This window comes from Shinella sp. (genome assembly GCF_035998705.1).
Classification (GTDB): Bacteria; Pseudomonadota; Alphaproteobacteria; order Rhizobiales; family Rhizobiaceae; genus Shinella.
The window spans coordinates 452,321-471,173 of sequence record NZ_DASYHH010000027.1 but is presented as its reverse complement, the minus strand read 5'-3'; the positions used below and the strand labels follow the sequence as shown (position 1 = coordinate 471,173).

15 protein-coding genes are annotated in these 18,853 nt (G+C 65.8%); 7 read left to right on the top strand and 8 right to left on the bottom strand.

All coding sequences use genetic code 11. The features are described from left to right. Nucleotides 1-9 precede the first annotated feature (9 nt). From VGN93_RS25390 to VGN93_RS25365, 6 genes are all read left to right on the top strand, one after another. Complete coding sequence (locus VGN93_RS25390) at nucleotides 10-2,040, top strand: hydantoinase/oxoprolinase family protein (protein ID WP_327509757.1); 2,031 nt, start codon at nucleotides 10-12, stop codon at nucleotides 2,038-2,040. Between the two features lie 11 nt (nucleotides 2,041-2,051). Continuing rightward, nucleotides 2,052-3,749, top strand: coding sequence for a hydantoinase B/oxoprolinase family protein (locus VGN93_RS25385; protein WP_261002852.1), 1,698 nt, complete (start codon nucleotides 2,052-2,054; stop codon nucleotides 3,747-3,749). Between the two features lie 4 nt (nucleotides 3,750-3,753). Continuing rightward, on the top strand, nucleotides 3,754-3,945 hold the full coding sequence (locus VGN93_RS25380; RefSeq protein ID WP_319312653.1) for a hypothetical protein: 192 nt from the start codon (nucleotides 3,754-3,756) through the stop codon (nucleotides 3,943-3,945). Between the two features lie 93 nt (nucleotides 3,946-4,038). Then, nucleotides 4,039-5,343: a 4-aminobutyrate--2-oxoglutarate transaminase gene (gabT, locus tag VGN93_RS25375; protein WP_327509756.1), complete on the top strand. Its 1,305-nt coding sequence runs from the start codon at nucleotides 4,039-4,041 to the stop codon at nucleotides 5,341-5,343. Then, on the top strand, nucleotides 5,340-6,794 hold the full coding sequence (locus VGN93_RS25370) for an NAD-dependent succinate-semialdehyde dehydrogenase (RefSeq protein ID WP_327509755.1): 1,455 nt from the start codon (nucleotides 5,340-5,342) through the stop codon (nucleotides 6,792-6,794). The genes gabT and VGN93_RS25370 overlap by 4 nt, the downstream gene beginning before the upstream one ends. Before the next feature lie 8 nt (nucleotides 6,795-6,802). Next, nucleotides 6,803-7,489 carry an SDR family NAD(P)-dependent oxidoreductase gene (locus VGN93_RS25365; RefSeq protein ID WP_327509754.1) on the top strand — a complete coding sequence of 229 codons (687 nt, stop codon included), beginning with the start codon at nucleotides 6,803-6,805 and terminating at the stop codon, nucleotides 7,487-7,489. A 35-nt stretch (nucleotides 7,490-7,524) separates the two neighbouring features. Here VGN93_RS25365 and VGN93_RS25360 read toward each other — a convergent pair whose 3' ends face one another. The 5 genes from VGN93_RS25360 to VGN93_RS25340 are packed head-to-tail and all read right to left on the bottom strand — an operon-like array spanning nucleotide 7,525 to nucleotide 13,670. Next, complete coding sequence (locus tag VGN93_RS25360; RefSeq protein ID WP_327509753.1) at nucleotides 7,525-8,970, bottom strand: APC family permease; 1,446 nt, start codon at nucleotides 8,968-8,970, stop codon at nucleotides 7,525-7,527. A gap of 37 nt (nucleotides 8,971-9,007) precedes the next feature. Continuing rightward, on the bottom strand, nucleotides 9,008-10,387 hold the full coding sequence (locus VGN93_RS25355) for a glutamine synthetase family protein (RefSeq protein WP_327509752.1): 1,380 nt from the start codon (nucleotides 10,385-10,387) through the stop codon (nucleotides 9,008-9,010). An 18-nt stretch (nucleotides 10,388-10,405) separates the two neighbouring features. Then, nucleotides 10,406-12,001 (bottom strand): GMC family oxidoreductase, encoded by a 1,596-nt coding sequence (locus VGN93_RS25350; protein WP_327509751.1) that lies wholly within the window; start codon nucleotides 11,999-12,001, stop codon nucleotides 10,406-10,408. Next, complete coding sequence (locus VGN93_RS25345) at nucleotides 11,998-12,906, bottom strand: LysR substrate-binding domain-containing protein (protein ID WP_327509750.1); 909 nt, start codon at nucleotides 12,904-12,906, stop codon at nucleotides 11,998-12,000. Before VGN93_RS25345 ends, VGN93_RS25350 begins: the two co-directional genes overlap by 4 nt. Further along, nucleotides 12,903-13,670: an N-formylglutamate amidohydrolase gene (locus VGN93_RS25340; RefSeq protein WP_327509749.1), complete on the bottom strand. Its 768-nt coding sequence runs from the start codon at nucleotides 13,668-13,670 to the stop codon at nucleotides 12,903-12,905. The genes VGN93_RS25345 and VGN93_RS25340 overlap by 4 nt, the downstream gene beginning before the upstream one ends. 157 nt (nucleotides 13,671-13,827) lie before the next feature. Between VGN93_RS25340 and VGN93_RS25335 the strand changes: the two genes are divergently transcribed. Next, complete coding sequence (locus VGN93_RS25335) at nucleotides 13,828-15,330, top strand: aldehyde dehydrogenase family protein (protein WP_327509748.1); 1,503 nt, start codon at nucleotides 13,828-13,830, stop codon at nucleotides 15,328-15,330. A gap of 20 nt (nucleotides 15,331-15,350) precedes the next feature. Here the strand turns inward: VGN93_RS25335 and VGN93_RS25330 are convergent, their stop codons facing one another. Genes VGN93_RS25330 through VGN93_RS25320 form a run of 3 tightly spaced genes read right to left on the bottom strand, consistent with a single transcriptional unit; the run spans nucleotide 15,351 to nucleotide 18,817 of the window. Then, complete coding sequence (locus tag VGN93_RS25330) at nucleotides 15,351-16,058, bottom strand: sulfite exporter TauE/SafE family protein (protein WP_327509747.1); 708 nt, start codon at nucleotides 16,056-16,058, stop codon at nucleotides 15,351-15,353. Beyond that, on the bottom strand, nucleotides 16,055-17,455 hold the full coding sequence (locus tag VGN93_RS25325; protein ID WP_327509746.1) for an amidohydrolase: 1,401 nt from the start codon (nucleotides 17,453-17,455) through the stop codon (nucleotides 16,055-16,057). The genes VGN93_RS25330 and VGN93_RS25325 overlap by 4 nt, the downstream gene beginning before the upstream one ends. Nucleotides 17,456-17,467: 12 nt before the next feature. Beyond that, complete coding sequence (locus VGN93_RS25320; RefSeq protein WP_327509745.1) at nucleotides 17,468-18,817, bottom strand: uracil-xanthine permease family protein; 1,350 nt, start codon at nucleotides 18,815-18,817, stop codon at nucleotides 17,468-17,470. Nucleotides 18,818-18,853: the final 36 nt, after the last annotated feature.

Below are 18,853 nucleotides of genomic sequence, written 5' to 3'. Positions count from 1 at the left end.
GAGGGAACAATGCCTGACAACAAAATCATCGGCATCGATATCGGGGGAACGTTCACCGATTTCGTATCCTACGATGCGGCGACCGGCACCATCGAGAACTGGAAGAACCTGACGACGCCCTCCGAACCGATCGAAGGCGTGCTCCAGGGGCTTGGCCAGGTGGAGGATGTCGCCGGCGTCGACAAGATCCGCCTCGGCACGACGATTGCCACCAACGCGCTGCTGACGCGCCGCGGCGCCAAGGTCGCCTATGTCACGACCACCGGTTTTCGCGATGTTCCCTTCATCCAGCGCGGCGACCGCCGCAGCCACTATGACATTACCTGGATCAAGACCAAGCCGCTGATGAAGCGCGCCGATACCTATGAGATCGGCGGGCGTTTCAGCGCCAAGGGCGAGCTTGTCACGGCGCTCGACGAGGCGGCCGTGCGCGAGCTCGCCGCAACGATCAAGGCCGACGGCACGATCGAGGCGATCGCGGTGTGCACGCTGTTCTCCTATATCGACCCGAGCCACGAGCAGCGCATCCGCGACATTCTTGCCGAAGAGCTGCCCGGCATGCCGATCTCGATTTCCTATGACGTTCTGCCGAAGTGGAAGGAATACGACCGCGCCTCGACGACGATTGCCGACGCCTATCTGAAGCCCATCGTCTCCGACAATTTCCACCGCATGCAGAAGCGCCTCGACGCCATCGGCATCGGCGACCGCATTGGCGTGATCAAGTCGAACGGCGGTGAATCGACGCTGAAGGGTGCCGCCGAAGCCCCCGTTCAGATGACGCTGTCCGGCCCGACCGGCGCCGTTGTCGCGACCCGCGTCCTCTCGGAACTGACCGGCATCAAGAACCTCGTCACCTTCGACATGGGTGGCACCTCGACCGATTGCTCGACCGTCGTCGATGGCATGGAGCATGTGACGACCAATTTCGAGATCGAATGGGGCCTGCCGATCCAGATCCCGATGATCGACATCCACACGATCGGCGCCGGTGGCGGTTCCATCGCCTGGATCGACAAGGGCGGCATGCTGCGCATGGGCCCGCAATCGGCCGGTGCCGCACCCGGACCGGCCAGCTACGGCCGCGGAGGGGAGAATGCCACGGTCACCGACGCCAATGTCGTCCTCGGCCGCATCAACCCCGACTATTTCCTCGGCGGCAAGATGAAGCTCGACGCGGAGGCGGCGCATCGCGCGGTGAAGAAGATTGCCGACCAGCTCGGCCTCGAGGTCGATGCGGCGGCCTTCGCCATGGTGCAGATCGCCAACAACAACATGCTGGGCGCGTTGCGTGCGGTTCTCCTCCAGCGCGGTCTCGATCCGCGTGACTTCTCGCTCGTCGCCTCGGGGGGGGCGGGCCCGGTGCATATCTGCGACCTGATGGATATTTCCGGCATCCCGCAGGGCATCGTGCCGAACTATCCCGGCCAGTTCTCGGCCTTCGGTTTCATCATGACCGACGCCCGCGTCGACCGGCACCGCACGGTGCAGCAGATCTCGAAATATTTCGACGGTGCCCGCGCCACCGCGGCGATGACGGAGCTGGTGGATGGCGCCATCGCCGAGCTGGTCTCGCAGGGCTATCAGCAGAAGGTGGAGATCTACCGCTCCATCGAGGCGCGTTACTTCGGCCAGAACCACGAGCTGGAACTGAGCTTCCCAGCCAACCAGTTCACCGAGGAGACGATCGCAAACCTTTGGGAGCGCTTCCACGAGGAGCACCAGAACCGCTTCGGCTTCTCCATTCCCGGCGAGACCATCGAGACCGTCAATCTCAAGGTCGTGGCCGTTGCCGTTTCCGAAAAGCCGCAGATGCGCGAGCTCGAAAAGGGCGAGGGCACGCCTGCCTCTTCGGGCAGCCGCAAGGTGCGCTTCGAGGACGGTTGGCACGAGGTGAAGACCTACGACCGCGGCACCTTCAAACAAGGCCAGACCGTCACCGGTCCCGCCATTGTCGAGGAAAACGCCTCCGTCACCATCCTACAGCCGAAACAGACGCTCCGCGTCGACCGTCTCGGCAATCTGATCATTTCGGCCTGAGGAGTACCGTCATGGACTTCGTTACGATGAACATCCTGGAATCCAGCATGGTTTCTCTCTGCAAGGAGATGGGGATCGTGCTGATGAAGACGTCCTATTCGACGATCTTCAACGAGGCGCTCGACTTCACCTGCGGCCTCGCGGACATGAATGGCGACATGATCGCGGTTGCCGACTATTGCCCGGCGCAGATCGGCGGCATGCCGCTGCTCGTCAAGTCGTGCCTAAAGGAAATCCCGATCGACGAGATCGAGGAGGGCGACGTGATCCTCCACAACGACCCCTATCGTGGTGGCCTGCACACGCCGGAGCACACCTTCTTCAAGCCGATCTTCGTCGATGGCGAGATCATGGGCTTTGCGGTGGCGATCGGCCATATCGCCGAAGTCGGCGGCATGGCGCCGGGTGGCTTCTGCGGCGAGGCGACGGAAATCTTCCAGGAAGGCCTTCGCATCCCGCCGGTGAAGATCAAGAAGCGTGGAAAGGACAATATCGAGGTCTGGAAGCTGCTTCTGGCCAATGTGCGCACGCCGCGCGTCAACTATGGCGACCTACGCGCCCTCATCGCCGCCGTGGATCTCGGCGAAAAGCAGATGACGCAGATCTACAAGAAATACGGCAAGGAGAAGATCAAGGAGACCGTCAACGACCTGCTGCTCTATTCGGAACGCCGCATGCGCGCCGAACTGGAAGCGATCCCCGATGGTATCTACGCCTTCTCCGACACGATCGAGAGCGACGGCATCGATGCCGAGCGCACCTATACGGTCGCCGTAGAAGTGCACAAGCGCGGCGGCGAGATCATCGTCGACTATCACGGCTCCTCGCCGCAGGCCTCCGGCCCGATCAACGCGACGCTCGGTGTGGCCACCTCGGCGGCCTACAATGCCGTGCTGCACATGACCGACCCGACGATCCCGCGCAATTCCGGCTGCTTCCGGCCGATCCGCGTGATGGCGCCCCCCGGCACCATCGTCAATGTGGATTTCCCGGCACCGGAGGTCGGCGGCAATACCGAAACCCATCCGCGCATCGTCGGCACCATCCTTGGCGCCATGGCACCGGCCATTCCCAACCGCGTCATGGCGGCGGAAGGGGCGACGCACTGCAACTTCGTCTTCGGCGGCGTCGATGCCGATACGGGCGAATATTTCGCCTGCTACGACCTCGAAGCGGTCGGCTGGGGCGGCCGCGCCTTTGCCGATGGCAATGACGGCGTCGACTCGATCAACGGCAATTGCCGCATCACGCCGGTCGAAGTCTACGAGACGCGCTTCCCCTGGCGCATCGAAAGCCTTGCCTTCAACGTCGATGCCGGCGGTGCCGGCGAATACCGCGGCGGGGTCGGCTATTCCAAGCAGATGCTGTGCCTCAACGACGAGATCATCTGCTCGCAGATGACCGACCGCCACCTGCTCGCCCCCTGGGGTCTCAACGGCGGTACGGAAGGCGGCGTCGGCGCGACGCTGGTCATGAAGAACGGCCGCGAGGACTGGCAGACGATGCGCGAGGCCTACGGCAAGGCTTCGACCAGCCGCTACTCCAACGTCTCGATCCGCCGCGGCGACCGCGTGCGGCTCGTCACCCCCGGCGGCGGCGGTTACGGCGAACCGGCGAAGCGCGATCCGGCAGCGGTCGCAGAGGATGTCCGCGAGGGCTACGTCTCGAAGGCGGCCGCCCAGAAACATTACGGCTACCAGGAGGCCTGAGACCATGAAGTTTTCGCTGAACGGGCTTTACATCGAAAGCTACACGAAATGCGCCAATTGCGGCGTGCTGATCTACGACGCCTCGGCCGAGGATTCCAGCCGCAAGAAGACCCATGACGGCAGCATCTATTGCTCGCAGGAATGCGTTGACTGGAAGCTCGCCCGCGACGCTCGCCGCGCCAAGGCGGCCGTCTGAGTACTGATGCGCCGGCCCCGTCCGAGAGGGTGGGGCCGGCCACTGACACGCAGCATTTTGCCGCGCCAAAACAACATACCAAGGGAGACACCCATGTCCACGAACGCTGCCTTCACGGCGCGGCGCGCTGCCGCCATTCCGGCCGGCCTGTCGAAACATCTCGACGTCTATATCGAGAAGGCGGAGAACGCCGAACTGTGGGACGTCGAAGGCAAGCGCTATATCGATTTTGCCGCCGGCATCGCCGTCAACAATACGGGCCACCGCCATCCGAAGGTGGTCGAGCGCGTGCGCAGCCAGCTCGACAAGGTCACGCACACCTCGTTCCAGACCACGCCCTACATCGACTACGTCTCAGTTTGCGAAAAGCTGAACGACCTGGTGCCGGGCGATTTCCCGAAGAAGACCTTCCTCGTCTCCACCGGCGCGGAAGCCATCGAGAACGCCGCCAAGATCGCCCGCGCCGCGACCGGCCGCTCGGCTTTCGTCGCCTTTTCCGGCGCCTTCCACGGCCGCACGCTGATGGCGATGACGCTGACCGGCAAGACCACGCCCTACAAGGCCGGCTTCGGCCCGCTGGTGCCCGATGTCTTCCACCTGCCGTTCCCGATCCCCTATCACGGCATTTCCGAACAGGAATCGCTGACCGCGCTCGACCGCTTCTTCCGCTCCGAGGTCGACCCGACGCGCGTCGCCGGCATCTTCGTCGAGCCGGTGCAGGGCGAGGGCGGTTTCTATCCCGCACCTGTCACCTTCCTGCGCACCTTGCGCGAGATCTGCGACAAACACGGCATCCTGCTGATCGCCGACGAGATCCAGACGGGTTTTGCCCGCACGGGAAAAATGTTTGCGATGGAACATGCCGGCGTCGCTGCAGACATCGTCACCATGGCCAAGGGCCTCGGTGGTGGCTTCCCGATCGCTGCCGTCACGGGCCGTGCCGATATCATGGACAAGATCCCGATGGGCGGCGTCGGCTCGACCTTCGCCGGCAATCCGCTGTCCTGCGCGGCATCGCTCGCCGTGATGGAGATCATCGAGGAGGAAAAGCTGATCGACCGCGCCAACGAGGTCGGCAGCCGGTTGAAGGCGGTCTTCGAGGACTGGCAGGAGGGCAACGAATTCGCCTGCATCGGCGAGGTGCGCGGTCTTGGCGCCATGGTGGCGATCGAATTCGTGCGCGACCGCGAGACGCGCGAGCCCTGGCCGGAACTGGTGAAGGCTATCACCCACACCGCCGCCGAAAAGGGCCTGCTGCTGCTGTCCTGCGGCGTGCACGGCAATGTCGTGCGTGTGCTGACGCCGCTGACCATTCCCTTCGACCATCTCGACGAAGGCGTCGCCATTCTGAAGGACAGCCTGCGGGCGGCGCTGGAAAAGGTGGAGGCCGGGCAATGACGCTCGCGCTGCTTCATGACCAGGCCTTCATCGACGGCACCTGGGCCGGGGCGGAGACGGGCGCGACCTTCGAGGTGCGCAATCCGGCGACGGCCGAGGTTCTTGCCCGCGTCGCCGATCTTGCCGCCGCCGATGTCGAACGCGCCATCCTTGCCGCCGAGCGCGCGCAGGTGGACTGGCGGGAGCGCCCGGCCAAGGAACGGGCAAAGCTGCTGCGCGCCTGGTTCGACCTGATCACCGCCCACACGGAAGATCTTGCGCGGCTGATCACTGCCGAGCAGGGCAAGCCGCTGTACGAGGCGCGCGGCGAGGTGGCGTTCGGCGCCTCTTTCGTCGACTGGTTTTCGGAAGAGGCCAAGCGCGTCTATGGCGACGTCATCCCGTCAGCTGGCCGTGACCGGCGCTTTATCGTGCTGAAACAGCCGATCGGCGTCTGCGCCGCCATCACGCCCTGGAATTTTCCCTTGGCGATGATCACCCGCAAGGCGGCGGCAGCGCTTGCGGCCGGCTGCACCATGGTCGTCAAACCCTCCGAGGAAACACCGCTGACGGCGCTCGCCATGGCAGAGCTTGCCCGGCAGGCCGGCATCCCGGCCGGCGTGCTCAACATCGTGCCGTCGAAGGATTCCGCCGACATCGGCCGCCTGCTCTGCGAGCATCCGGTCATCCGAAAACTTTCCTTCACCGGCTCGACGGCCGTCGGCAAGCTGTTGATGCGGCAATGCGCGGACACACTGAAAAAACTGTCGCTGGAACTCGGCGGCAACGCGCCGTTCATCGTCTTCGACGACGCGAACCTCGATCTCGCCGTCGCCGGCGCCATCGCCTCGAAATTCCGCAATTCCGGCCAGACCTGCGTCTGCACCAACCGCATCTATGTGCAGGACGGCATCCACGATGCCTTCGTGGCGAAGCTGACGGAAGAGGTTGCGAAGCTGAAGGTCGGAGACGGTGCTGCGCCGGAGGTGGTGCAGGGACCGCTCATCAACGCCAAGGCCGTCGCGAAAGTGGCGGAGCTGATCGGCGACGCCGTGGGCCATGGCGCTCGCGTCGAGACCGGCGGCAAGCCGCATGCGCTCGGCGGCACCTGGTTTGAGCCGACGGTGCTGAGCGGCATGCGGGCGTCAATGCGGCTGGCGCAGGAAGAGGCGTTCGGCCCGGTCGCCCCGGTCTTCCGCTTCAAGGACGAAGCCGAGGTCATCCGCCTTGCCAACGATACGCGCTACGGCCTGATGGCCTATTTCTACGCGCGCGATGTCAATCGCATCTGGCACGTGCTCGAAGAGCTGCAATTCGGCATGGTCGGCATCAATGAAGGCCTGATCTCCACCGAACTTGCGCCCTTCGGCGGCATCAAGGAAAGCGGTTTCGGTCGCGAGGGCTCCAAATATGGTATCGAGGAATATGTCGAGTTGAAATATGCCTGCTTCGGCGGGCTGAAGAGAGCGTAAGGGGCAGCATGTCGCAAAAGGTGGCGTTGATCGTTGGAGCATCGCGAGGCCTTGGCCTGGGCCTCGCCGAAGTCTTTCTGGCGCGCGGATGGGAGGTAATCGCGACCGTCCGCAACGAGCGTGGCCGCGCAGCCCTCGAAGCGTTGGCGGAGAAGGGCACGCTCTCGATCGTGACGATGGACATCACGATCGCCGAGGATATCGAGCGTGTGCGGAAAACCCTGTCCGGGCGCAGGCTGGACGTGTTGTTCGTCAATGCCGGCATTGCCAATGATCCGGCCGCGCCCATCGAGCGCGTGCCGGAGCAGGATTTCCTGGATGTCATGGCGACCAATGCGCTGGCGCCCTTGCGCGTCATCGGCGCGCTGCACGGTCTGATGGCGCGTGACGGCGTCGTTGCCGCCATGTCCTCGAACATGGGCAGCATCAGCGGCAATGCCGGTGGCGGATGGGACGTCTACCGCGCCAGCAAGGCTGCGCTCAACCAGTTGATGAAGAGTTTTGCCGCCCGGCATGCGGACGGCAAAACCTACCTTGCCGTTTCACCCGGCTGGGTGCGCACCGACATGGGCGGCGATGGCGCACCGCTGGATGTCGAGACGAGCGCTGCCGGCATCGTCGGCACGCTGATCGCCCGCGCCGGCAGCGGCGGGGTACATTTCGTCGATTATCGCAACGAGACGATCGCCTGGTAGGCCGAACCGGCACGCCGGGGCGTGCCGGTTCTCACTCAGATGCCGAAGCCGAGCTGCGCGAAGCGATCGGGGCTTGCGCCCCTGAGGCGGGTGGCGAGCAGGATGCCGATGATCGCCGCCGCCGGGATCAGGGCGGGAAGCGCCACGGCAAGCACCGAACTCGCTCCGGTCAGCACGCCGAAATTCACCGTCACGAAATAGATCATCGCCGCAAGCGTGACCGCCACCGCGAGCGGTGCGATCGTCGTGACGAAGACGCCGTGCTCCAGTTGCGGATTCTTGCGGAAGTAGCAGAAGATCGCCACGGCGGTCAGCGCCATCAGCACCATGACGGCGAGCGTCGCCAGCATGGTGAGCCAGGCGAAGAGCGCCAGCACCGGATCAAGCCCGGCGATCGCGAAATAGGCGATGATCACGATGGCGATGACCGTCTGGACCACGGAGCCGACATGCGGGCTCTGGAAGAGACCGTGCGTGGTGCCGCAGATTTTCGGAAACAAGCCCTCGCGGCCGCCGACATAGACATAGCGGGCAACGGCGTTGTGCAGCGCCAGCACGGCGGCGAAGAGGCTGCTGATGAAGAGCAGGCTCATGATCGGCACGATCCAGCTGCCGACATAACGTTCGGCGAGCGCAAAGAGAAAGGTGGTCGGATCGGCGAGGCTCTGCAGTTCCGGCAACAGCTTCGCCTCGCCGACGCCGATGACCATCAGCCATGAGGTGAGCATGTAGAAGATGCCGATGGTGAGCACGGAGACGTAGGTCGCCCGCGGCACGGTCTTCAGCGGATCGCGCGCCTCCTCGCTGTAGATCGCCGTCGCCTCGAAGCCGACGAAGGATGCGAAGCAGAAGAGCAGGCCGATGGCCGGCGAGCCGGAGAAGAAGGCAGCGGGCGTGAATGGGGTGAAGGTGAAGCCGGAATCGCCGCCGCTCACGAGAATCGCGACATCGACGATGATGACGACGAGGAATTCAAACAGCACGAGCACCGCCAGGATCTTGGCCGAGAGGTCGACATGGCGGTAGCCGCAGACGGCGACGATCGCGATGCCCGCGAAAGCGCAGGCCCACCAGGGCAGGGTGATGCCGAGTGTGGCGAGGAAGCCGGCTGTCGCCGCGCCGAACAGCCCATAGACGCCGATCTGCATGGAGTTATAGGCGAGGATGGCGACGAGCGAGGCCGCCCCGCCGGCAATGCCGCCGATGCCCTGCGAGGCATAGGCATAGAAGGCGCCGGCATTGCGCACGTAGCGCGTCATGGTCACGTAGCCGACGGAGAAGAGCAGCAGTACCGCGACCACGACGAGGAAGGCGGCCGGAATGCCGGCGCCGTTGCCGAGCAGCATCGACATGGGCACGCCGCCCGCGGTGGCGGTGAGCGGCGCCGCCGCCGACACTACGAGAAAGGTAATGGCGCCGACGCCGAGAGAATCCGGCCTTAGCCGGTTGGCTTGTGTATCTGCGGAGGCTTGCTTTGACATCTGGTTCCCCTTTTTTGTCGTCAAGCAAAAGACCGGCCTAGAGGCCGGCGAAATAACGCTGGAATTCGAAATCGGTGATGTGCCGGTCGAGCCAGCCCTTGAAGGCTGCGACCTCGAAATGGCGGCTCGCCGCATAGTGCGCCTGGAACCCAGCGCCGAGCGCCTCGGTCACGAAGGCGTCCTTTTCGAAGAGCGCGATCGAGCCTTCCAGCGTATCGGGCAGTTCCCGGTCGGCGACGGCATCCGGATCGAGGCGTTTCTCGATGCCGTCGAGGCCGGCGGCCAGCATCATCGCGACGCTGAGATACGGGTTGATGTCCGAACCCGGAACGCGGTGCTCGAAGCGCGCAGCGGGCTCCGACGGGATGGTGATGGCGCGGATCGATTTCGTGCGGTCTTCATGACCCCAGCCGATCGTCGTCGGCGACCAGGCGCCGCGGTCGAAGCGGCGGTAGGAGTTGATGTTCGGCCGGAAGGCGAGATGCGAGGCCGGCAGGTGTTGCAGCAGGCCACCGAGATAGTGCCGGCCGACCGCGCTCAGCTGGTTTTCGCCGGTCGCGGTGACATTGCGGCCGTCCTTCCAGAGGCTCTGGTGGTGGTGCGCGCCGGAGGCGCTGTGCGTGCCGAGCGGCTGGAAACGGGCCATGAAGGTGGCGGTGAGGCCGTGCTCCAGGCAGAGTTCCTGAAGGACGATTTTTGCGCGCACGGCATCGTCGGCCGCTTCCAGCGGCGATTTCGGGCCGAGCGCATACTCGTACATGCCGTAGCCGTATTCCGTCGTCACGGCGGCCAGTGTGATGCCGACGCCCTTCAGCCGGCGGATGAGTTCGGCGAAGAAGGCCTGGAAGCCCTTGGAGCGCATCAGCGAATAGTTGATGTCGCCATGGCCCCAGGGTTTCAGGTCGCGGTAGCGCCCGGCCCGCATCTTCTCCTCGTCGATCTCGAAGATGCCGAACTCGTATTCGAGCGCGAACTTCACCTCGTAGCCGAGATCGACCGCCCGCTTTTCATGGCGCGCGATGACGCCGCGCAGGTCGAGCGGATTGCGCCGGCCGCCGATCTCGAAGGAATCGACGATCGCCGAGGCCCATTCCGGCGCCCATTCGTGCTGGCGCACCGTCGCGGGGTCGATAAGGCCGCGCATGTTGGGAAAACCGTTCGTCTCGCTGGAGACCTCAGCCGGAAAGAGCGGCTCCAGCAGCGGCGCGCCTTCGCCGGGCGCGGTGCAGAAGAAGTTGCAGTTCACCGCCTCGCCCTGCGAGGAGATCTTGAAGGGCGCGATCTTGGTGCGGAAGTTGCCGTTGATATCGGGCAGGTGGACCTGGATGAACTGGGCGCCGTTTTTCGCAAGCGACGCCTGGAAGTCGTCGAGGGCGGGCGCCCTTTCGGCGCGGGCGGTTTCGTAATCGTTGGACACGCGGGTTCCCCTTTTGGCTTATAGATGTGCCTTGATGTGATCGGAGGCCTTTTCTCCGATCATGATCGAGGCTGCATTGGTGTTGGCGCTGGGCAGCGTCGGCATGATCGAGGCATCGGCGACGAAGAGGCCGGACAGGCCGTGCACGCGCAGCGTCGCGTCGACGACGGCGCCGCCGTCGCGCCCCATGCGGCATGTGCCGGCGGGATGGCTGAAGCGCATGGATTTCTGGCGCAGGAAGACGTTCCAGTCCTCGTCGGTGCGTGTCTCAGGCCCTGGCTTGACCTCCCGCTCATAGGTCGCGGCAAACGCGGGTGCCGCAAGGATGTCGCGGGCCATCAGCGCGCCGCGCCGCAGCGTGTCGAGGTCTTGCGGGTCGCCGAACATCGGGTGGTCGATGACGGGAAGCGCGCGCGGATCGGCAGAGCGCAGGCGAAGCGTGCCGCGCGACAGCGGGCGGCAGACATTCACAGCCAGCACGATCGCCGGAAAAGGTAGCAGCATCGGCCCGTCGCCATCGGTGTTGTAGCCGATCGGCGTGAAGGTGATCTGGACATCGCCCTCGGCAAGCCCTTCGCGCGTGCGGGCAAAGGCGACGGCATGGCCGATCGGCGTCGCGCCCGGCCCGCGGCCGCGCAGCATCCAGTTCAGCCCGTGTTTGACGACGCTGAGCGGGTCCGTCTCGACATTGTAGGTGCGCGTGCGAACGGCCGCGGTGATGAGCACGCCCGGATGCTCCTGCAGGTTCTCGCCGACACCCGGCAGGTCCGCAACAACGTCGATGCCGTGGGCGCGGAGATGTTCGGCGGGGCCGATGCCCGACAGCATGAGGAGACGCGGGGAGGCGAGCGCGCCGGCGCTGAGCACGACGGCGCCGGCATGGACACGATGCGTCTTGCCGCCCTGCACATAGTCGAGGCCGGTTACCCGGCCGCGCTCGGTCAGGATGCGGGTGACCTGCGCCCGTGTGCGGATCGTCAGGTTACGCCGGAAGAGGGCCGGCCAGAGGTAAGCGCGCGCCGCGCTGTGCCGCCAGCCGCGTTTCTGGGAGGCCTGCAAGGGGCCGACGCCGAGCTGCGTCTCGCCGTTGACGTTGGGATTGTAGGCGTGGCCCGCCTGTTGCGCGGCCGCGATGAAGGTCTCGACCAGCGCGTGCGGCGTGCGCACGTCCGAGACGCTTAAAGGACCGTTGGCGCCGCGAAAGGCATCGCCGCCGCGGGAATTGTGCTCCAGCCGCTTGAAATAGGGCAGCACGCTTTCATAGTCCCAGCCCGCTGCACCCGCCTCAGCCCAGGCGTCGAAATCGCCACGGTTGCCCCGCAGAAAAATCATGCCGTTGATCGAGGAACTGCCGCCGAGCACACGCCCGGCCGGCCAGTTCTCCTGTCGTCCATCGCGGGTAGGGTCCGATTCCGTCCGGTAGGCCCAGGCATAATCGGGATTGCCGATCGCCTTCTCCTCACCGGCCGGCACGCTGAACACCGGCGACCAGTCCCAGCCGCCGGCCTCCAGCAGCAGCACGCGCCGCGTGCCGTCCGCCGAAAGGCGGTTGGCGACGACCGATCCGGCCGAGCCCGCGCCGATGACGACAATGTCCGTGGTCCTGGTCGTCATCGTTTGTCCTTGATGTCTTTCGAATAGGTGCGCAGCAGGTCGCACATGAAGAGCGCGGCCGGCGACAGCGGCACGGCGGAGCGCCTGAGCAGCCAGTAGCGGCTCGGCTGGAGCTTTTGCTCGAAGGCGAGGCTGACGATGCGGCTTGCCACATGCGGCTGGTCGATCAGGGGCTCCGGCAGGGCGGATACCATGTCGCTGTTGGCGATGATCGAAACGGTGGCCGGCAGGCTCACGCATTCGACCAGCTTCGGCGGCATGGCAAGGCCCGCTTCCTGCATGAAGGCGTGCATCGGGTCCGACGGATCGCTCGGCTCCTGCGGCAGCACCCAGACCGCATCGGCAAGCTCCGCCGGGTTGCGGATCCCGGCCAGTGGATGGCCGAGGCGCAGCGCGATCCGCTTGTTGACGCTGAGCAGGAATTCGCAGGCAAGGTCGCTGGCGGTTGCCGGCTCCCGGCCGGCGCCCACGACGGCAAGGTCGAAGGTGCCGTCGCGGATGTCGGGCAGGGAGCCCGGCAGCGACGCCTCGTGAATGACCAGCCGCACGCCCGGCATGCGGGTGCGAAAATGCCGGATGATCTCGGACAGCACCGTCTCGATGATGGTCGGTGTCAGGCCGACGACCAGCCTGCCGCCGGTGCCGGCATTGAGCTGGCGGATATCGTCCTGCGCGGCGCGCATCTGCTCGACGAGGAGATGGGCGCGCGCGGCAAGCTGCCGACCGCTCTCGGTGAGCACGACGCCGCGGGCGCTGCGCAACAGCAGCGACACGCCGGCTTCGGCCTCCAGCTCGCGGATCGCCTTGGTGATGGCACTTTGCGTGAGGCCGAGCGTGCGCGCGGCTGCCCGGATGCCGCCGGCGCGCGTCACGGCCTCGAAGGCGCTGATCTGGTGGAATTTCATGGTTGCACCTCCTCTTTCGAGGAGGCGAGGGCCGCAAGCGCGTCGGCAAGGCAGGCCGCCACCTGCTCGACGCCCTCGGCCGTATCGATGATGTCGTTGCGCACCTCGATGATGATGGCCTCGACGTCGACCGCGGCCTGGATGCGGGTCGTCGTGCCCGGCGCGACCTTGCGCAGGTCGTAGGGATCGTTGTCGCCGATGACGAAGCGGCCGTCCTGCTTCAGCCAGTCGAGCATCGCCTGGCCGGTCCGGCAGCCGTCGGCGCGCAGCACGCCGATCTCCGTCCGGCGTGCCTTGCCGTCATAGATGCCGGAAAAGCTGTGGATGCCGACCAGCACGTCGCCCGGCCGCAGGCGGCGGATGACGGCGCGGTCGAAGGGCTCGCGCACCAGCGCATCGCGACGATCCCGTTCCGCGTCCGTCAGGTTCTGATTGCCTGGCACTGGAATGCCGCCCATGTCCGGGCGAATGCAATCCCACGAGCGCGAACCGCGGTTGATGTCGTAGAACAGCCGCGAATAGCGGGCGAGGATCGCAGGTGCAGAGAGCTGGGCGCTGAGCGCGCGGGTAAGCTCGGCGGCGCCGATATCGTGCGAGAAATGCGTGTTGAAATAGGCCTCGCCGAGGCCGAGCCGGTTCCATGCTTCCGGCACCTCGCATCCGGCATGTTCGCAGATCAGCACGAGGCCCGAACGGCGGCCACCGATTTCCTCGATCGACCCCTCATCGGACTGGGGATGCGAAAAATGCAGGTCTGCGTTCATCGATGGTGCCCGGCTCGGATATGCTGGCAGCGACGCTAGGCCAACGGCACCCTGCGCATAAGACATCCAAATGCATCGAGTGATCACCACAGGTCGTCTCCCTGTGGATGGACACGCGTGCTTAAACGGCACGGGATTTTTCAAGGACACCGACCTCATGCTGCCTTCCCTTTCTCCTGATTTCGACGCTGCTTTGAACGCGCTCGCGTTCCCCGTCCAGCCATTCATCGACGGCGCCTATCGTCCGTCAAGCGCGCGTAAGACCTTCGAGCCCGTCCACCCCGCTGACGGCCGTCGGTTGCCGGCCGTGGCGACCTGCGGCGCGCAGGATGTGGACAGCGCGGTCCAGGCCGCGCGACGGGCCTTTGCGGATGGCCGCTGGCGGTCGCTCGGCCCGTTGCGGCGCCAGGCGATCCTCGGCCGGTTTGCCGATCTCGTGCGGGAAAATGCGGAGACGCTGGCGCTTTTCGATACGCTGGAAATGGGCAAGCCGCTCGCCGACGCCCGGTTCGACGTGTCGATCGCCGAAGGCCTGATCCGCTTCTTCGCCGGCGCGGTGGACAAGACGGAGGGCGCGGTCATGAGCGCCGATCCGCGCACGCTCGCCTTCTGGCGCGACGAGCCGCATGGCGTCGTCGGCGCGATCACCCCCTGGAATTTCCCGGTGGTCAACGCCGCCCTGAAGATCGCGCCGGCACTGGCGGCGGGCAATTCGATCGTGCTGAAACCGTCAGAGATCGCATCCTATTCGACGCTGAAGCTCGCGGAGATCGCCATGGAGGCCGGCGTGCCGGAGGGCGTGCTGAACGTGGTGACCGGGTTCGGCACTGAAGCCGGCGCGGCGCTCGGCGGGCATGCGGATGTCGACCTGATGAGCTTTACCGGCTCGACGGCGACGGGAAGGGCGCTGATGACGCTTGCCGCCCAATCGAACGGCAAGCCGCTGCTGCTCGAATGCGGCGGCAAGTCGCCGGCGCTGGTGTTCGAGGACATGGCCGGCGATATCGAACGGATCGCCGCAACCGTCGCACAAGCGGGCCTCTTGAACGCCGGCCAGCTCTGCGTCGCCCGCACCCGCATCCTCGTCGCGGATGCGATCGTCAAGCCGTTCACCGAGGCGCTCGCCGCGAAGGTCGATGCGATGCGTCTGGTCGCGCCGTTTTCCGGCGCGGCCGGGCTCGGGCCGCTTGCCAGCGCATCGCAGAAACGGCGCGTCGATGCATATATCCAGTCCGCGCTTGAGGATGGCGCGCGCCGGGTGACGGCCGGGCAGGCACCGCCTTCATTGGAAGGCAGCTATATGGCCCCCACGGTCTTCGATGGTGTTTCGCAGGGCATGCGGATCGTCCAGGAAGAAGTCTTCGGGCCGGTGCTGACGATCCAGTCGTTCGCCACCGCCGACGAGGCCTTCGCCCTGGCGAACGATACGGTCTACGGGCTTGCCGCCACCGTCTACACCCGCGACCTGACTATCGCCATGGACGCGGCCCGCACGATCCAGGCCGGCAAGGTGGTCGTGATGGGCGACGACGCGGCCGGCGAGGGCTCCGGCTTCGCGCTCGGCTCCGCGCCGTGGAAGCAATCGGGCTTCGGCGTCGAAAGCGGCATGGCGGGCATCGCGTCCTATAGCCGGCGCAAGGCGATCGAAATCCGGGCCTAGCCGGGAAAGGGCGTCTTGCCCTATCGCATGATCAGAAACGCACCGCTGGCCAACGCGAAGAAAAGTACGCCCAGGCGGAGCCCTCGGCCGCGGATATGATTGTGCGTCAGGCGGGAAAGGGCGCTTCCGAGGAGAACGGCCGGCGCAAGGTAGAGCGCGGCAAGCATCTGGTCTGTTCCCAGACGGCCCGTGACGGCGAGCAGCGCCAGCGACATGACTTCGCCGACGAAGAAACACACGGCCACGGTTGCCCGCAGCACCGGGCCCTTGGCGTGCTGGTAGAGCAGAGCGAGCGGCGGGCCGCCGATCCCGGTCGCCGTCTCGGTGATGCCGGTGAACAGGCCGACGCCGAGCGAACTCGGGCGCCCCGGCTGGAACGGCGGCGCGAGAAGGGCGGCGGCGGCGGCGATGACCGTGAACCAGCCGACGGCGAGGTCCAGCTGCTGGGCCGAGAGTGCCGCCAGCAGCCAGACGCCGGCGAAGGTGCCGGCGAAGCGACCGAGCGTGATCCATTTGGCGCCGGACCAGTCGACGGCAGCCCGTTCACGCCATGCGACGTGGAAATTGAGCGGCAGCATCAGCAGAAGCAGCGTCACCGGCAGAAGCTCGGGCTTCAGGATGCCGACCACGGGGGCCACGATAAGCGCGAAGCCGATGCCGAGCGCGCCCTGGATGAAGGCCGAGACGAGGGTGACGGCGCTCAGAATAGCAAAAAGGCCGAGGGTCATGCAAAGTGCCCCAGCGCCCGGTGTTCGATCGATGGCTTGTGCACGCGCTGGATGGGCGCTCTTGCGATGGCGTCGGCGGTCGCGTCGCGAACCTCGGCGAGGAGGGCGCGTGCATCCCAGTCCACCGGCCAGCCCTGCCAGAGGCGAAGCTTTCCGGCCGTGAAGACCGCGTCGATCTGGTCGCGGTTGCCATAGCGCACCAACTCCCAGGGCAGGTCATGGGACGGGGTGAATTCCGGGCGGTCGAGATCGATCAGCAGGAAGTCGGCGGCCAGTCCCGCGCGGATGGCGCCGGTGATGTCGGCGAGACCGACGCTATCGGCCGCCTGTGTCGTTGCGTGGTCGAGCCAGAGCCAGCCGCCGCCGCAGGACGAGTCGCCGGTTGCAAGGCCGAAGCCGGCACGCTGCAAACCTTCGGCGGCGTCCATGAGGCGAAAGCCGTCGGCGCGCGTGCCGTCGGTTCCCAGCCCGAAGCGGATGCCGAGCGCGGCCATCTGGAGCGCGGGCGCGATGGCGTTGCCCTTCCACAGGCTTGCGACCGGGTTGTAGGCGACGGCGGTGCCGGTGTCGCGCAACAGGTTCAACTCATGCGGCGTCACGAGCGTGGAATGGGCGATCAGCACATGCCGGCCGAGCGCGCCGACATGCGCGAGGTGTTCCAGCGGACGACGGCCGTTTGCGACAAGCGAGCGTTCGACGGCCACGAGATGTTCGTTGACATGGGTCTGGAAGATCGCGCCGGCGTCCCCCGCCATCGCGGAGATATCGGCCAGCATGCGGTCGCTTGCGACCTCCGGTATGGAGATGGCGAGCGAGGGGTGAACGAGGCCGTCGTCCCGGAAGGCGGCCAGATGGTCGGCTGCGTTCTTCAGGATCGTTTCGCGATCGGGCACGACCGCCGCGCCGCCGAGGTCGTTGCAGATCAGGCCGACGACGCTACGCAAACCGGTCTCTCGCGCCGCCCGCACCAGTGCGCCGATATGGCCCGCCGAGCGCGTGCCGGCATCGACCGCCGTGGTGAAGCCGCCGCGCAGGCACTCCAGCGCGGCGAGTTTTGCGGAAAGGTAGACCATGCGCTCATCAAGGCTGCCCTCCAGCGGCACCCATATCCGACGAAAGATCTCGGACGGCTCGCCGAAGACGAGCGATTTGCCGAGCGATTGTGTCAGATGCGTATGGGCATCGATGAAGCCGGGCATCAGGAGGTATTGCGGCAAAGCGATCGGCGTCAGGTGGGGGTTCCGCTCGCCGACACGCTCTGCGGTATCGACCTCGGCGAAGCGCCCGTCGCGGACGACAATTGCCATGCCGGAGCGAGGCCCTTCCGGCAAGAGAACCTTGCCGGGGTGAAGAAGGAGCTCGCCGCTCCTCGCAAGCGTGTCGCGCAATTCGGTCACGTCTCGATTTCCTTATATTTCAGCTTCGACGCCGGCTGCGGGCTTCTTTGCCGTGCCGAGCGGGAGGTGTTGGAAAAGGGCGTTCACAAGCACGGCGGTGATCGTGCCGGCCGCAAGCCCGTTGCCGAGGATCATCTGGCTCCATTGCGGGAACTGGCTGTAGACGCCCGGCACCAGGATCGGCAGCAGGCCCATGGAAAGGGCTGCCGCCAGCGTAAACATCGGGCCATGCTCGCGCAGATCGACGCGGCGCAAGAGGTCGATGCCGATGACGCCGATGATCGAGAACACGATCACCGCGGTTCCGCCGATGACCGAGCCGGGCAGGGCGTTTGCCAGACGGCCGACCGGGGCGAACAGGGCGATCAGGACGAGGATGACGCCGGCCGTTGCGGTGACGTAACGCGACTTGACGTTGGTCGCCCGCACGATGCCGACATTCTCGCCGCTGGTGATGATCAGCGAGGTGCCGAACAGGCCGCCGATGAGCGAGGCGACGGCATCGCCGCGGATCGTTGCGGGCACGATGGCGTGCGCATCGCCGCGGCGTCCGACGATTTCGGCGGTCGCGATGGTCTGGCCCGTCGCTTCGGCCATCGAGATGATCGAGAACACGATGAGCGGCAGGGCGGCGAAAAGGTCGAACTTCGGCATGCCGAAGGGAAACAGCTGCGGCACGGCGATGGCCGGCCCGCTGAGCACGCCCGAGAGGTCCATGTGCCCGGCCGCAAGTGCCAGGAGCGAACCGGCGATGAGGCCGAGCATGACGGAAATGCGCTGAAGCGTGCCGGTGAAGACGCGCGCAAAGATCACGGTCAGGGCGATGGTCGCGAGCGCCAGCCCGACATTCAAGGGATCGGCAAACCCTTCGCTTCCCGGTTTGCCGGTGATGGTGCTGCCGTAGATGCGCACGAGGTTCACGGACACGAGCAGCAGCATCGTGCCGACGACGATGGGCGGGAAATAGCGCAAAAGGCGCCGGAAGACCGGCAGCGCGACGAAATAGAAGGCCGCGGTCAGGATGACCGATCCGACGGCGGTCTGCACGTCGGTCTGCTGCGCGATGGCGAGAAAGATCGCGATCGGCGCGCCACCCGGCACCATTATAAACGGCAACCGCGCGCCAAAACCCCACGGGCCGAAGCTTTGCAGGATGGTGCCCAGTCCGCAGATCAAGAACGTCGCGCTGATCAGCGATACCGTGACGGGCTCGGAAAAACCGAGCGCCTTGCTGACGAGAAACACGGCGGTAATGGGCGAGGCGGCCATCACCAGCACATGTTGAAGTCCGAACAGGACGAGGCTGCGCGGCGGCAGCATCTGGTCGGTCGGGTCGATGGAATCACTTTTGGTCCCGGTCATTTGATCTCCTCCCCGCCAGCCTCCGTGCTGGCGTGC